Source organism: Pseudooceanicola sp. NS-SX9 (assembly GCF_057380705.1).
The window spans coordinates 25,115-39,429 of record NZ_JBXXRN010000007.1; the positions used below are offsets into that span (position 1 = coordinate 25,115).

Genomic DNA, 14,315 nt, shown 5'->3' on the forward strand with positions numbered 1-14,315 from the left:
GGCCAAGGTGATTGGCGCGAGAAAGCTGCCTGACAGTGATGCGGCACGGCACCTGAACCAAAATCTCAAAAGTGGTCATCCGTACGCGGCGTGGCGATCACCCAATCCGGGTCCCGTGACGGGGCTGTACGTCTAACGGACAAACTGTTCAGACAGGAACGCTCCTGCCAACGGCGCAGTCGATGCAGCCTAGCTTAACAAATCTCTCAGGTTCGATATAAGCCCCGACCGCATAGCCCCCGTGGTGCAATCGAAGGCTTCAGCAAGCTGCACGACGGTCTCTTTTACATCGCGTGGACGTACCGTGCCGCGCGGGGCTCTCACGAATGGGCCGTCCGTTTCCGTCTGTAATCTGTCGCTTGGCAATGAGGCGACCAACAACCGATGCCGTTCGGCTCGGAGCATCTCGGTATTAACCGAGAAATAACACCCCTTTTCGACCGCACGCCGCGCTTTCACCTGAGTTCCTGTGAACCAGTGCAAGACTGCCTTTGAAGTTTCAATGAACCTGGTGGCTTCGAGCGCCGTGAGTACCTTGGAGACGGGTCGATCACCTTCGGGGCCATCTTCCTGACGCGCTATTACAATGGCTGCTGGGGCTACAAGGATATGGAGGAGGCTGCGGGCCCGGTGGAGTCGCGCGCGCCCGTCAGCCTTCTGTCCCTGCTATCCGAGCTGAAGGATCCCGACAGCTACGCTCATGCCTGGCGCCAGCGCTGCCGGAACTGGGCGGCGATCCCGGATTACGACGAGGGTGACAGGATCACCGCATCGCCGCAACCCTGCAACAGGCCGTCCAGGATCGCGGCGGCGATCCCGCGGGGATCGTCGGAGGGGTGATTGGGCTGAAGCCGGGTTGCGAGATGCCCCCTGAGGCCGATGGTGTTGCGAAACCGGCTGACGACCTCGACCTTGGCGGCCACCGTGATCAGATCCTGATTGCGCGTGAGCTTCGACACCGCCGCCACCATTTCCGGCGTGAGGCCGGGCGCTGCCGCGGCGAGGCCGGCGGCATTCGCCGCAGGCGACAGGAGCCAGTCGCGCAGATTTCCCACGGTCATGGCGCGGATGGTCGCGCTGTTCGGGGCCGATCTCAGGGGGCTGGAGATCGGCGATCTCAGCAAGGCGCGGATCGACATCGGTTCGGTCACCTTCGGGGTCCTGCCGCTGATCACGCTGGCCATTGCACTGGGCGCCTTCCTCGTTCTGGGGCTTCTGGTCAACCGGAGCGCCTTCGGGCGTGCGGTGCGTGCCACATCGGACCGGCCCGAAATCGCAGCCCTGATGGGGGTGCGGGTCAGGCGTGTCCATATCCAGGTCGCGGCGCTGGCGGCGGCGCTGGCGGCGCTGGCCGGTGTCCTGCTCGCCATGCGGTCGTCCGTATCGCCCTATGCCGGGGTCGAACGGCTGATCGTGGCTTTCGAAGTCGTCGTGCTGGGCGGTGTCGGCGCGATCCGGGGGGCATTCTCGCACACCCCCGACACTCCGCTGAAAGGACTTCGGCATGAGCGTTTATGCAGAAGGCCGTTTTCAGTTCCAGTCTGGGGAAGGTGAGCAGCCATGAGCGACTTCAAGTCGGAGCTAGGGTTTCAGGATTGCTGGTCGTCATCTGCCAACAAGGAACTGAACAAACCGGCAGGCGGATCAGTCGGTGGCGGTACTCGAAAACCTAAGGCTGGCGCTGATCAGGCTGATCGTTCCTCTGCCCAGGCACAGACCATCTCGGCGGCAGACAAGGCGCGGCTGGCCCGTGTTGTCAAAGGAGCGCCGGAAGTCATGGTGAAGGTGTCCAAGCCTGCCAAGAACGACAAGTCCGGCAATCCGATCAAGGTCAGCCGAGCCTCAGAAGCGGTCAGGGCCTCAGAGCATCTCGCCTACATCAGCCGAAACGGAAAGATCGAGGTCGAGAACGACCGGGGCGAGACCTTTTCGGGGCGGCAGCAGGTCGGAGTGATCTATCGCGAGTGGATGGAGAAGCACGACGAGGATCGCCGGGAAGGCTCGGCGACTGACCGGACCAGGATCACGACCAGCATCGTGTTTTCGATGCCCGGCACGGCGAATGCAGAAGCGGTGAAAGACGCGGTCAGGGCTTTAGCAAGGCAGGAGTTTCGGGGGCGGCATGACTATGCGATGGCCCTGCACACGGATACGCATCACCCACATGTGCACCTGACGTTGCGCACCGTTGACCGAGACGACGACGCAACGTGCTGAGATGGCCCGGTCTCTGGCGGGGCAGAGGGCTACGCGCTCCGTGCCCCGCGGACGCGGAAACGCGGTCGATAGTCCAGAGCGTGAGCAGGATCTGTCGAAGGGGAGCCCTGACAGGGGTGGTCGTCAACGATAGAGGCTGTTGCGGTGTGTGCGAGGGCTACAAAGCCCTTCGACGGCCTCGCCAATTTCAAAACCTGCCGTTCGAGCGATCTGCGGTGAACGGAAAGTTTGAGCCGAGGCTGAGCCCAACCACCCCACCATCAGAGCCCATTTCCGATATCTCTTTGTCCTGTTCCAATGGGGGCGCAATCGCGCCTTGCCATAACATCCGGTCGTCGATGAGCCGTTTCAGGTAGGTTCGGCGCGCGGGAGGTGCGTGATACTTCGGCTGGACGGCGCGAAACTGGGAGGATTTCGGAATGACGCTCTGTCTCAACCGGCGTGAGGCCCTGCTCGCCGGTCTTGCCGCGGCTTCGGCGTATTGCCTGCCGCGATCAGCCAATGCCGCGGGCAAGTTGCCTGCAACGATAACCGATGGCCAGGCCCATATTTGGGCGCCAGGCGGCAAGAAACAGCCAAGCAAGTCCGGGCGGCAGGCGCCTTTTTCGCCGGAACAGCTGATCGCGGAACTTGACAGCGCGAATGTCAGGCGCGCCATCCTTATTCCGCCGTCCTGGGCTGCCCATGGTGACAGCTATTCCCTGAAAGCCGCCGAGAAATATCCCGACCGTTTCAAGGTGATGGGGCTTTTGAATTTCCCCAAGCCAGAGGACAGGGACAAGATCGAGCACTGGCTCGATACGCAGGGCATGGCCGGCGCGAGCATGTTCATGGATTTCCCCAAGGGGGCCGAATGGCTGGCCGCCGGCAAGGGAGACTGGCTGTGGCCGATCCTTGAAGAGAAGAAGATACCGCTCGCGATCCATGCCGGTCTGGCGCTGCCGACGATGGTTGAAATCGCGGAAAAACACCCTGGCCTGAAGCTCTGCCTGGATTCCTTCGGCCTGTCGACGAAACCGCACGGGGCAGCCGCCGTCGAGGCGTTCGACAAGGTTGCGCCGATCGCCAGGTTGTCGAACGTCACGATCAAGGTTGGGACGGTGTCCTTCCTGACGGCACAGCCCGCCCCCTTCGGCGATATGCAGACCCTCGTCCACAAGGCCTACGACGCGTTCGGGCCAGAACGGATGTTCTTCGCGTCCGACATCACGCTCATCAATGTGCCCTACGCGCAGGAAGTAGAATGGTGGGCAAGCCTGGATTTCATGTCGGACCAGGATCGCGCGTTCATCATGGGCGAAAATATCAGCAAATGGCTCGGGTGGGCGGAAACTGCCTGATGGGATTTGATGATGTGACCGCCCCAGACCGCATAGGTAAGCTTTCCCCGGGTGTTTGGACGGCGTTCTGGCGTCGCAGATGTGCTTAGGCTCAGGACCCATTGATTTGAGCCGACGGGCATGATTCATCGCGCTAAAACAGAGCGGTGACATGTCTGATCTCTTTTGGCTGGGCGATGTGCAGATGGTGCGCCTCGCGCCCCACTCCCCCAAGTCGCACGGTAAGCCCCGGGCTGATGACCGGCGCGTGTTGAGTGGGATTATCTTCATAAATTGTAACGGCTTGCGGTGGCGGAATGCGCCTGCCGCATGCCGCCCCCACACGACACTCTACAATCGTTGGAAGCGGTGGAGTGAGAAGGACATCTTTGCTCAGATGCTGGCCGGGTTGGCGGGCGAGGACCACGAGGAGAAGACTGCTATGATTGATGCTTACTTGAAGGCTCATCGTACGGCGTCCAGCCTGGGCGCAAAAAAGGGGGGCGTGGCCGCCTGATCGGTCGCACCAAGGGAGGCATGAACACGAAGTTACATGCCATCTGTGACAGCAAAGGCCGTCCGATCAACTTCTTCGTCTCAGCCGGGCAAGTCAGCGATTACATCGGTGCGCGGGCGCTGCTGAGCAGCCTGCCGAAGGTCGACTGGCTGCTCGGAGACCGAGGCTATGACGCTGACTGGCTCCGAGAGGCCCTGCAATATAAGGGGATACGCGCCTGCATCCCTGGACGGACGCAGCGCAAGACCCCGGTCAAATACGACAAGCGCCGCTACAAACGGCGCAATCGTATCGAGATCATGTTCGGCAGGCTCAAGGACTGGGCTCGATCATTCTCTCGAACCTGTGGCGTTCATGATCTCACCGTAGCAACCCGATACGACAGGTGCCCCAAGTCATTCTTCTCTGCCATCGCTCTCGCAGCAGTCGTCATATACTGGCTCTGAAACTCAATGAGTCCATCGCCTAGGCGAGTATTTTTCACTCAGCAAGATATCGATGGCCTCCAGCGCGGTAATTTCGCCCTGCTCCGGCCGATGCAGGGTATGATCCAGAGCCTCTAGGGCACGGGGCATTTTCAGGCCGACGAGGGCGCCCCGAACGCGGTCCAGCACCCAGTTCACTTGGCACCTCTCCGGAGGCCAGTCGCCGACCGACGGCGTCATAGAAGTCCAGGGAGCGGCGCAGGCCTGGCGGACGCTCTGGGCGTGCGACCGGCCGCTTCGGCGGCGCCTTGCGGCGGCTGGGATCGACACGGCGCTGGTTCTTGCCCTCCAGGACAGGGTGGCGGGCAATCTCCACGCCATCCTCGAAGATCCTGACGTCGCGGGTATGGTTCTGGACCTCGAGCATCCGCCTGGGGGCCGCTCAGACGTAGGTGTTCGGGTTCTGCGCCAGGGTGGCGTGGATGTGGGGAATGTCTGCGCTGTAGACCCGGCGCAATTCCTCGACCAGACGGTCACGGATGGCGGGTAGGCTGTCCCAGAGATCAGTGCTTTCTCCCGGATCCGCGAGCAGGTCGTACAACTGCCCGCGCTCCAGCGCGCAAAGGTCGAAGGCGCCGAATTGCAGGAATTCCTGGTAACAGTTCAGATCCAGCCCGCAGATCACCTTATAGCGCCCGTCGCAGGCCGCCCGCCAGGCGCCCAGCCCCGAGGTGGTGATGCCACGGGGATAGGCGCCGCCCGCCAGCCAGGGCCCCAGGTCCACCCCGTCCCAACCCTCCGGCACCGAAGCGCCCGCCGCCGCCAGGAAGGTCGCTGGCAGGTCCAGAAGCGTGCCCGGCAGGTTGTCCACCGCGCCACGGCGCGTCACCCCGGAACCGGCGAAGATCATCGGGACATGCACCGAGGGCTCATAGGGCACCTGTTTCTTCCAGAGGTTCAGGTCTCCCAGCATCTCGCCATGGTCCGAGGCAAAGACGATCAGCGTGCGGTCCAGCTGGCCGGTGCTTTCCAGGAAGCCGACATAGACGCCCACCCAGCGGTCGAGGTTTTCGATCATCGCGGCATAGCGGCGGCGGATGTCCTGCTGCAGGTCGGGATCATCGCTGTCGCGGCCGCGGGGCAGGGGGAAGGTCACATCCTGCCAGCCGGGGATCATCGCGGAGGTCACATCCATCGGATCATGCGGACCGGGGAAGTTCACCATGGCGAACCAGGGCCGCGCCGGATCGAAACCGGCCAGGGTGTCCAGTGTCAGGGCGCCGACAAAATTGTCGTTATAGGCGTCGTCCGGGATCGGCGCGGGAGCGACATTGGCATAGGCGCCGGGGACCTCCCGTATCCGCCCCAGAAGCCAGTCCGACAGCGGCGGATGATCCTTGCCGGCAACCGGGCGGGCGCGGTAATCGTCATGGAACAGCTGATCCAGCCCGCGCGCGCGCAGCATCGTGGTATAGGGGTCGTCGATCCCTTCGCGGATCAGCCGTTCGGCGGCCTTCTTGCCGCAGCTGTCGAACCCGTGGCTGAAGCCCAGATCGGCCAGGCCGTCGCGGTCCCCGACCCGGTGCCGCCCGTCCCGCCCCCAGGAAAAGCCGCCCTTCAGCAGGTCGGACTTTCCGGTATTCGCGGTCTGATAGCCTGCGTCGCGCAGCGCGGCAAAGACCGTGGGCGTGTCGGGTGGGTTGTCCATCAGGTTGTGCAGCACCGGCGCGCGGCCATAGGCACGCCCCGTCGCCAGGCAGGAACGCGCTGGCGCACAGAGGGGCGAGGGCGTCCAGCAGCGCCCGACCGCCGTGCCGCGCCCCAGCAGGGCGTCGATGTTGGGCGTGCGCAACGGCAGGTCCGACAGCGCGCCGATCCAGTCGCCGCGCCACTGATCGGGGAAGAGGAAAAGGATGTTCGGCTGCATGGCATGCTCCCCGGATTTCATCTCTGGCGGGCGGGCTGGTGACGGCCGCCCGCCCTGCGTCCGTGCGCCGCCGCCTCAGGCGTTCTGTGCGCCGCGGCGCTGGCGCAGATAGCCCAGGCCCGCCTTCAGGAGCGGCCAGAACAGGATGACCAGCGCCACCAGCGTGATGCCCCCCGACACCGGGCTGACCAGCAGCGGAGCGATATCCCCCTTCGATCCCATCAGCGCCGAGCGCAGCCGTTCCTCGGCCATGGGACCCAGGACAAAACCGATGACAAAGGGCGCGATCGGCATGTCCAGAGAGGTCATCACGATCCCCAGCACCCCGAAGCCCAGCATCACCCAGACATCGTCGATGTTGTTCTGCGCCGAAACCACGCCCACCACGCAGAAGACCATCACCAGCGGCGCAAGGATGCCGTGCGGGATGGTAATGACGCGCGCCATCGGCTTGATCGCGGCGAACATCACGACCAGCGTCAGGATATTGGCCAGGAAGAAGGACATGATGATGCCATAGAAGATGTCGGGATGCTGCATGACCAGCAGTGGCCCGGGCTGGATCGTATGCATGATGAGCGCGGCCATCAGCAGCACGTCCTGGCCCGACCCCGGAATGCCAAGCGCGATCATCGGGATCAGCGCGCCCCCCACGGCAGAGTTGTTGCCCGCCTCAGAGGCGATCACCGCCTCTTCCGACCCGCGACCGAATTCCTCGGGATGGCGGGCGGTGCTCTTGGCGGCCATGTAGGACATGATCGAGGCGACGTTGGACCCGATGCCGGGCAGCAGGCCTATCCAGCTGCCGATCAGCGAGGAGCGCAGCAGGTTCACCGGATAGCGGAAGGTACGGCCGGTTTCTGCCACGATCTGACGCATGGTGAAGCTGCGCTGCGCGGTCTGCTTCTGGCTCTGGGGCGGGCGGATCAGATCCGTCAACACCGAACGCACGGCGAAACAGCCCAGCAAGACCGGCAGGATGTAGAAACCGTCGCTCAGGAAATCCAGCCCGAAGGTAAAGCGCGGCGCCGCCGAGATCTGGTCAAAGCCGATGGTCGAAACGAAGATCCCCAGCACCCCCGACATCAGCGCCGCCACGGGGTTGCGCCCGCTCATGTAGGCGATCAGCACGATGCCCAGCAGGACGAAGGCGAAGTAGTCGAAGCTGCGGAAATGCGACGCCACATCGGATAGCGGCACCGCCAGGGTCAGCAGCAGCGCCCAGGAGATCATGCCCCCTACGAAGGAGGCCATGATGCCGATCGACAGCGCGCGCGCGGCCAGGCCCTTTTGCGCCATGGCGCCGCCGTCGATCGTGGTCATCACCGAAGACGGCGTGCCCGGAACCGACAGCAGCACCGCCGAAATCAGGCCCCCCGTGACCCCGCCCACATAGATACCGATCAGGAAGGTCTGGGCCAGGACATTGTCCATGTAAAAGGTGATCGGCAGCAGCAGGGCCATCAGCATGCCCCCGCCAAGGCCGGGGATGGCGCCGACGACCACGCCCAGGGCGACGCCCAGAAGAGACCAGCCAAGGCCCGCCGGGGTCAGCAGAAACGCGAGAGAGTCGAATAAGGAATGCAACATGGCGGCAGCCTCAGGGCAGGTTGACGACAAGGATCGTCTGGAAGACGTAGCGGATGACCACCGGCAGCAGGATCGAGACCACCACCAGACCGGCCAGCTGGGGCCGGCTGCTGCGGTCGACGACCATGGCGCCTGTGGCCAGCATGAAGACCGCCCCTGACAGGTAGAAGGGCACCCCCGCGACCAGTGACAGCCCCAGCAGTACCAGCAGAACCAGCGTCACCGCCGGGCGCAGCATGACGGCGGGACGCAGCACCAGGGCGTCCTCGGTCCGCCCGGCACGCAGCACGCGCAGCCCGGTGGCGATCTGGATCAGGGCCAGCACCAGGATCACCCACAGCGCTGCCCGGGGCAGGAACTGCGGCCCCAGCACGTCGAACCCCGGATCTTTTATCCCGAGCGACAGCAACAGGAACCCGATTGAAAACAGCGTAAATATAGTTCCGGAAACCAATTGCTTCACGGCCCGTCTCTCCTCCCTTGGCGACATCGTCGCAGTGCCCCAGCCGGCGACCGGTTGCCCGACCCGGCCAGCGGCGCTCTTGGTTACTCGCTCAGCAGGCCCAGCTTGGACATGGTGGCCTTGCGCAGATCATAGCTGGCGTGGATTTGCTGGGTCATGGCATCCCCCGCCACATATTCGAACGGTAGCCCGGTCTTCTGTTCCATGCGTTGCACGGCGTCCTTGTCCGCCATCGTCTTTTCCAGCGCGTCCTCCCAGACCTGCTTGATCTTCTCCGGCGTGTCCTTGCGGATCCAGAAGATGCCGCTCAGGCTGGACAGGACGGGCGTCTCGAAGCCTTGTTCCTTCATCGTCGGGATATCGGGCATGTTCGGGTCGCGGGTATTGCCAAGCGCTGCCAGTGCCTTGATCTTGCCGGCCTCGACCAGCCCCTTCGAGGCCATGCCGCTGCCCTGGAACAGGTCGACATCGCCGGCGATCAGCGCCGCACTGGATTCACCAGACCCGCCGCTGACATGGACAAAGGCGATTTCATCGCCCACCCCCAGCTTGTCGTCGAAATCGGCAAATCCCGAATGCTGCAGCCCGCCGGTCTGGATCGCGCCGCGCAGCGCGCCGGGATGGGCATCGGCATAGGCCTTCAGCTCGGTCAGGTTGTTGTAGGGCGCATCGGCGCGGGCGAAGATCAGGCTGGAGGTGGTGATGACCTCGGCCATCGGTTCCAACGTGTCGAACAGGTCGAAGCCCAGCATGTTCAGCGCCGCGGCCTGGTACAGCGCATCATGGGTGAAGAGCACCGTATAGCCATCGGGGCGCGCCTTGGCGACATAGCGCGTCCCGGTCGAGGTCGCGGCGCCGGGCATCGACTGCATGGCGATCGGCTGGCCGATGTATTTCTCCATCTCGCTGGTGACCGCCAGACCAATGGCATAATAACCCCCGCCCGCCGCGTTCGGAAAGACGACCTTCAGCGGCTTGCTGGGGAAATCGGCCGCCTGCGCGGCCGTGGCCAGCATGGCGGTGACCATGGCGGTGATGGCCAGTTTCTTGATCATGTGCTCCTCCTCAGGAATTCTGCCGCGCACTCCCACGCGCGGTGCGGCCGGTGCGAACGCCGGCTGTGTCGTCGCAGATTGGCGCCCCTTTCATGAATTTTGAAATGCTTAATCCGGCCAACATATTTCCAATGGTTATGAGAGGGCCAGATTTCGATCCTGATACCGGCTTGCAGACCGGCGGGGGCGGTCCCGGTGCCAGGCCTGCAACGCTGGGCTCAAAGGGCCTGAACCGACAGGTCCTGCAGGTCCAGCCGATAGACCGGGCGGGCCGGATCATGCGAAGCCGTCAGACGCCGGTGCAGGTAGTCGGCGGATTGCCGGATGAAGGTCCGGTCATGGTCGACATAGGGCGCGATCCGATCCGGATCAATCGCGGCCGCGGCGGGCAGATAGGTCAGCGCCTGCAGCGCCTGGCTTTTCACGAACAGGTTCGGCTCTGTGTCCAGTATGCCCAGCAACTCACTGGCCCAGAAAGGCGAATCTGATTGCAGCGCCAGCGCTTCGGCCAGGGCGATGCGGGTGTGGGGATCGTCTTCGCTGTCATAGGCGGCGGGCAGGCAGGCGGGCAGGCGGACACCGTGATGGCTGAGGATCAGCAGGCCCTGCGCCGCCCAGTAGCGCTGTACCGGCACCCCGACGGACAGGTCGTGCAACAGCCATCGGATCGCCTCAGGATCGCGCCGTGCCGCCAGCCCCGCCAGGTGCAGGACCTCTGGCAAGGGATAGTGCTCGGGGTCGTGGCAAAGGTTCCAGTCCTCGTCCGGGCTGCCCTCTGGCAGGAACCCCGTGTCATGGATCGCAAGAATGTGAGCATCAAGCGCCGCGCGATGCGCCTGCAGTTCACCCTGCCAGCCGGCATCGTCAGCCAGGTTGTGCAGCGCCTGCGGATCGGCCTGCATGTCGTAGAATTCCTCGAAGGGCTTGGGTTGCCAGAAGCGCTGCTGCAGGGGGGGCAGGGTGCCATCGCGATGCGCCGTCTCGAAATCCTGATAGTGCTGGCCCAGCCATTCATAGGCGATGTACTGGCCATGCGGACGATGCGGCTGATAGTTGCGGATGTAGCGGAAACGTTCCGAACGCGCGCTGCGCACCAGGTCATAGCGTTCCCCCATCCGCGCGCGCCCGGCGAAGGCAAAGTGGCGCTCGCTCCGCTTCGGCCCCAGCAGCGGCACCCCCTGCAGCCCGACCGGCGCGGCCAGACCGGCAATCGCCAGGAAGCTGGGGAACAGGTCGACCAGCGACACCGGGCTGTGCACCCGTGTCCCCGCCGCCAGCGGCAGCAACCCGCGCCAGCGCTCGGGCACATGCAGGATCAACGGCACCCGCAGGCCCTCGTCATAGCAATAGCGCTTTGATCGCGGCAGGGCCGATCCGTGATCGGAAAAGTAGAAGACGATGGTGTCCTCGGCCAGGCCGGCCTCGGCCAGTTCCGTCAGGCGGGCGCCCATCTCGGCATCCATCGCCGCCATGGCATTGTACTGGCGCGCCAGGCTTTCGCGCATCCCCGGCGTGTCGGGCAGATAGGCGGGAAGGGTGACATCGGCGGGCTGAACCGCGCCGGGCTGCGGCGTGAAGGTGCAGGATTCATGGGTCGTCATCGGATTGAACACCGCCAGGAAGGGCTGCCCCGGCGCCCGGTCGCGCCAATGCGCCTGAGGCGAGCAGGCGTCCCAGATCCGCTGGCTGTCGATGTCGGAATTGTAGTGGGTCTTGAAGTTGTTGGTGCAGTAATATCCGGCGTCGCGCAGCATTTCGGGATAGCTGGGCCAGTCGCACGGATAATGCGCCCGCGTCTGCATGTGCTGCGCCGTGGGACAGCTTTCGGCATGGCGCCCGGACAGGATGGCAAAGCGCGAGGGCGCGCAGACCGGCGCGGTGCAATTGGCATTGGTGTAGGTGACACTTTGCGCCGCCAGCCGGTCCAGATGGGGGGTGCGGGCCAGGGGATCGCCATAGGCCCCCATCCGCGGAGAGCAATCCTCGCTCACGAGGCAGAGAATGTTGGGACGCGCTTGCGACATGGCCTGGTCCTTTCATGCGCCGGGGCACGCGCCCCGGACTGATGGCAGATGGTCCAGACATGTCGAACTTGTCGGGCCGACTGAAATCGATATTCTGCCCGATACATAACCTGAGGAAATGCCATGGACCGCAACTTGGAGAATTTCCTGCATGTGGCCGAAATGGGCAGCTTCATGCGCGCGGCAGAGCGTTTCGGCATTTCACAGCCCGCGCTGACCAAGAGCGTCAAGAAGCTGGAGGATCTGCACCAGGTCAAGCTGTTCCGCCGGGTGTCGCGCGGGGTCGAACTGACCGAATACGGCGAGGCGCTGCTGCGGGCGGCGCGCGCGACGCGCAACGAACTGGACCGGGTGCGCGAGGAGCTGTTCCAGATGCGCACCGGCTCTTCCTCGCGGCTGCGCATCGGCTGTGGGCCGCTCTGGGCGTTGACCGTCGTGCCGGTGATCACGCGCTCGCTTCAGGCCAGCTTCCCGGGCCTGCGGATCGAGGTGACCCTGGAACAGCATGTCACCCTGGGCCGATTGCTGCGCGAGCGCGCCATCGACATCGCATTAAGCAGCGTCGACCGCTTCGAGGACCCGATACCCGGCGTGCATTCCCGGACCCTGCATCCCGGTACCGCCGCAGTCTTTGCCCGCAAGAACCACCCGGTGCATGCGATGGACATCCGCAGCATAGACGAGCTTTCGTGCTTCCAGTGGACCAACCTGCTGCGCAACCAGCATGACATCACCCAGGATGATCCGCGCGTGCTGCCCCGTCTGCCAGAGGCGCCGAATGTGTCCCTGACGACGAATTCGATCAACATGGCGCTGCTGCATGCCCGCGAAAGCGACAATCTGGTCATCCTTCCGACGCCAGTGGCCCGGTTTGCCCGCATGTACGACCTGTTGCCGGTGGCGTTGCCGGATCCGGTGCGCACCTTCGACACCCAGATCCGCTGTCTGGAAAGCATCCGCACCCTGCCGGTGGTGCGCGAATTCGTCCGTCAACTGGTCGAATGGGACCGCGCCAACGCCTGAGCCCTGAGAGCCCGATCGCTGAAAGACATTCTTTTTGGTTATGATTGGCACCTCCAATCTATTTCAAAGGAATGCCGGAATGGCTCTATCTGACCAGACAACGATGGCACCATGCCGGTTTTCCGGCTTCGGTGCCCGCCCTTCCCGGCTCCGAAGCCGGAGGGCCGGGTCAGAAGGGGAGATCAGCCGTGCAGCCCAACATCATCTTCATCATGTCGGACGACCATGCCGCCCGCGCCATCGGCGCCTATGGGGCCGGTCTGAACCAGACGCCGAACCTGGACCGACTGGCCAACGAGGGGCTGCGCCATGACGCCGTCTATGTCACCAACTCGATCTGCACGCCCTCGCGCGCGACGATCCTGACCGGCACCCATAACCACGTCAACGGCGTCACCACGCTGGACACCCATATCGACGCCCGCTGGCCCAACGTGGCCAAGACGCTGCGGACCGGGGGGTATCGCACCGCGATCTTCGGCAAGTGGCACCTGGGCGAGGGGCCGGCCCACGACCCGACCGGGTTCGACGAATGGCAGGTGGTGCCGGGGCAGGGCGACTACTGGGACCCCGCCTTTCTGTCCGCCCAGGGGCGACGACGTATCCCGGGCTATGCCACCGACATCATCACCGACATGTCGGTCGATTTCATCGAACGCAATGCCGACCGCCCGTTCTTCCTGATGTGCCATCACAAGGCGCCGCACCGGAACTGGCAATACCATCCCCGCCACAAGGGCCTGTACCCGCCGGGGTCGATTCCGCTGCCCGATACGTTCCGCGATGACTATTCCAATCGCGCGGCGGCGGCGGCGGCGGCCAAGATGCGGATCAAGTCCGACCTGCTGTGGGAGGATCTGGGCCTGGTCCAGCCCGAAGGCCCGGCCGGGGTCTCTGGCGCGCTGATGGTCGACCCCTGGCCGATGCGCAAGGTGCCCGAACTGATGCCGGGCGAAACGATCACGGTGATCTGTGCGGAAACCGGGCACAATTTCCACTTCGACGACCCAGCCGCCTTTGCCGAATTCAAGTATCAGCGGTACATGTCGCGCTACCTGCGCACCGTCCAGGCCATCGACGATGGCGTGGGCCGGGTGCTGGACACGCTGGACCGGCTGGACCTGACGCGCAACACGCTGGTGATCTATACCTCGGACCAGGGGTTCTTCCTGGGAGAACACGGCTGGTTCGACAAGCGCTTCATGTACGAGGAAAGCTATCGCATGCCGTTCCTCGCGCGCTTCCCGGCGACGATCCCGGCGGGAACAACCTGCGAGGATCTGGGGTCCAACGTCGATTTCGCGGCGACCTTCCTGGATTATGCCGGCCTGCGCGTGCCCAGCTACATGCAGGGCCGCTCTCTGCGCCCGGCGCTGGAAGGGCGCACGCCCGCGGATTGGGACCAGATCGCCTATCACCGCTACTGGATGCACAACGACATCATCCACGAGGCCTGGGCGCATTACGGCGTGCGCGATCGCCAGTACAAGCTGATCTACTGGTACAATGACGACCTGGGCCAGCCGGGGGCGCGGGCGAACGGGGCGGCGGCGGAATGGGAGCTGTTCGATTGCCATGCCGACCCGATGGAGCTGTGCAATCAGGCCGGCAATCCCGCCTATTGCGACATCTTCCTGAAGTTGCTGGACAAGCTGGACATCCACATGGCCGAGATCGGCGATACCCCGGAACATGACAGCGCCGCCCTGCGCGCCGCGCTGGATATCCGCAGCCCGGCCACGGCAGAGGCCTGAC

General features: G+C 64.2%; 12 protein-coding genes and 3 pseudogenes. 7 read left to right on the top strand and 8 right to left on the bottom strand.

What is annotated here, in order from left to right; all coding sequences use genetic code 11:
• Positions 1 to 189: 189 nt before the first annotated feature.
• Positions 190 to 609, bottom strand: coding sequence for a TatD family hydrolase (locus AC2ITM_RS23185; RefSeq protein WP_486470821.1), 420 nt, complete (start codon positions 607 to 609; stop codon positions 190 to 192).
• Between AC2ITM_RS23185 and AC2ITM_RS23190 the strand changes: the two are divergent.
• Positions 541 to 765 (top strand): annotated as a pseudogene (locus tag AC2ITM_RS23190) (DUF6927 domain-containing protein); the annotation flags it as partial. The gene AC2ITM_RS23185 and the pseudogene AC2ITM_RS23190 overlap by 69 nt on opposite strands.
• Here the strand turns inward: AC2ITM_RS23190 and eutB are convergent.
• Positions 762 to 1,064: pseudogene (eutB, locus tag AC2ITM_RS23195) on the bottom strand (ethanolamine ammonia-lyase subunit EutB); the annotation flags it as partial. The pseudogenes AC2ITM_RS23190 and eutB sit on opposite strands and share 4 nt — an antisense overlap.
• Before the next feature lie 4 nt (positions 1,065 to 1,068).
• Here eutB and AC2ITM_RS23200 point away from each other — a divergent pair.
• The 4 genes from AC2ITM_RS23200 to AC2ITM_RS23215 all read left to right on the top strand — a co-directional run bounded on the left by AC2ITM_RS23200 (position 1,069) and on the right by AC2ITM_RS23215 (position 4,499).
• Positions 1,069 to 1,554 (top strand): ABC transporter permease subunit, encoded by a 486-nt coding sequence (locus tag AC2ITM_RS23200; protein ID WP_486470758.1) that lies wholly within the window; start codon positions 1,069 to 1,071, stop codon positions 1,552 to 1,554.
• A gap of 6 nt (positions 1,555 to 1,560) precedes the next feature.
• Positions 1,561 to 2,217 (top strand): relaxase/mobilization nuclease domain-containing protein, encoded by a 657-nt coding sequence (locus AC2ITM_RS23205; protein WP_486470759.1) that lies wholly within the window; start codon positions 1,561 to 1,563, stop codon positions 2,215 to 2,217.
• A 419-nt stretch (positions 2,218 to 2,636) separates the two neighbouring features.
• A complete protein-coding gene (locus AC2ITM_RS23210) occupies positions 2,637 to 3,557 on the top strand; it encodes an amidohydrolase family protein (RefSeq protein ID WP_486470760.1) in 921 nt (306 codons plus the stop codon).
• Between the two features lie 151 nt (positions 3,558 to 3,708).
• Positions 3,709 to 4,499, top strand: a protein-coding gene (locus AC2ITM_RS23215; protein ID WP_486470761.1) for an IS5 family transposase whose coding sequence is annotated in 2 segments (ribosomal slippage) — positions 3,709 to 4,027 and positions 4,027 to 4,499 — 792 coding nt in all. Because the reading frame shifts where the segments join, the coding sequence is not laid out codon by codon here.
• A gap of 18 nt (positions 4,500 to 4,517) precedes the next feature.
• Here the strand turns inward: AC2ITM_RS23215 and AC2ITM_RS23220 are convergent.
• The 6 genes and pseudogenes from AC2ITM_RS23220 to AC2ITM_RS23245 all read right to left on the bottom strand — a co-directional run.
• Positions 4,518 to 4,628 (bottom strand): annotated as a pseudogene (locus tag AC2ITM_RS23220) (AAA family ATPase); the annotation flags it as partial.
• Positions 4,629 to 4,920: 292 nt separating this feature from the next.
• On the bottom strand, positions 4,921 to 6,405 hold the full coding sequence (locus AC2ITM_RS23225) for a sulfatase family protein (RefSeq protein ID WP_486470762.1): 1,485 nt from the start codon (positions 6,403 to 6,405) through the stop codon (positions 4,921 to 4,923).
• Positions 6,406 to 6,480: 75 nt separating this feature from the next.
• Positions 6,481 to 7,995: a tripartite tricarboxylate transporter permease gene (locus AC2ITM_RS23230; protein ID WP_486470763.1), complete on the bottom strand. Its 1,515-nt coding sequence runs from the start codon at positions 7,993 to 7,995 to the stop codon at positions 6,481 to 6,483.
• Positions 7,996 to 8,005: 10 nt separating this feature from the next.
• The gene (locus tag AC2ITM_RS23235; protein ID WP_486470764.1) at positions 8,006 to 8,458 is read right to left on the bottom strand and encodes a tripartite tricarboxylate transporter TctB family protein; all 453 of its coding nucleotides are present in this window, start codon (positions 8,456 to 8,458) and stop codon (positions 8,006 to 8,008) included.
• Positions 8,459 to 8,541: 83 nt separating this feature from the next.
• The gene (locus tag AC2ITM_RS23240; protein ID WP_486470765.1) at positions 8,542 to 9,513 is read right to left on the bottom strand and encodes a tripartite tricarboxylate transporter substrate binding protein; all 972 of its coding nucleotides are present in this window, start codon (positions 9,511 to 9,513) and stop codon (positions 8,542 to 8,544) included.
• Positions 9,514 to 9,731: 218 nt separating this feature from the next.
• A complete protein-coding gene (locus AC2ITM_RS23245) occupies positions 9,732 to 11,537 on the bottom strand; it encodes a sulfatase-like hydrolase/transferase (RefSeq protein WP_486470766.1) in 1,806 nt (601 codons plus the stop codon).
• A gap of 123 nt (positions 11,538 to 11,660) precedes the next feature.
• Between AC2ITM_RS23245 and AC2ITM_RS23250 the strand changes: the two genes are divergently transcribed.
• Together AC2ITM_RS23250 and AC2ITM_RS23255 are read left to right on the top strand one after the other, a co-directional pair.
• Complete coding sequence (locus AC2ITM_RS23250) at positions 11,661 to 12,560, top strand: LysR family transcriptional regulator (protein WP_486470767.1); 900 nt, start codon at positions 11,661 to 11,663, stop codon at positions 12,558 to 12,560.
• Between the two features lie 188 nt (positions 12,561 to 12,748).
• Positions 12,749 to 14,314 (top strand): sulfatase family protein, encoded by a 1,566-nt coding sequence (locus tag AC2ITM_RS23255; protein WP_486470768.1) that lies wholly within the window; start codon positions 12,749 to 12,751, stop codon positions 14,312 to 14,314.
• The last annotated feature ends 1 nt before the right edge of the window (position 14,315 follow it).

Excerpts from the sequence above, each read along its gene's own strand:
- AC2ITM_RS23200 (WP_486470758.1), top strand. The coding sequence starts at position 1,069 with ATGGTCGCGCTGTTCGGGGCCGATCTCAGGGGGCTGGAGATCGGCGAT.
- AC2ITM_RS23205 (WP_486470759.1), top strand. The coding sequence starts at position 1,561 with ATGAGCGACTTCAAGTCGGAGCTAGGGTTTCAGGATTGCTGGTCGTCA.
- AC2ITM_RS23210 (WP_486470760.1), top strand. The coding sequence starts at position 2,637 with ATGACGCTCTGTCTCAACCGGCGTGAGGCCCTGCTCGCCGGTCTTGCC.
- AC2ITM_RS23225 (WP_486470762.1), bottom strand. The coding sequence starts at position 6,405 with ATGCAGCCGAACATCCTTTTCCTCTTCCCCGATCAGTGGCGCGGCGAC.
- AC2ITM_RS23230 (WP_486470763.1), bottom strand. The coding sequence starts at position 7,995 with ATGTTGCATTCCTTATTCGACTCTCTCGCGTTTCTGCTGACCCCGGCG.
- AC2ITM_RS23240 (WP_486470765.1), bottom strand. The coding sequence starts at position 9,513 with ATGATCAAGAAACTGGCCATCACCGCCATGGTCACCGCCATGCTGGCC.
- AC2ITM_RS23245 (WP_486470766.1), bottom strand. The coding sequence starts at position 11,537 with ATGTCGCAAGCGCGTCCCAACATTCTCTGCCTCGTGAGCGAGGATTGC.
- AC2ITM_RS23250 (WP_486470767.1), top strand. The coding sequence starts at position 11,661 with ATGGACCGCAACTTGGAGAATTTCCTGCATGTGGCCGAAATGGGCAGC.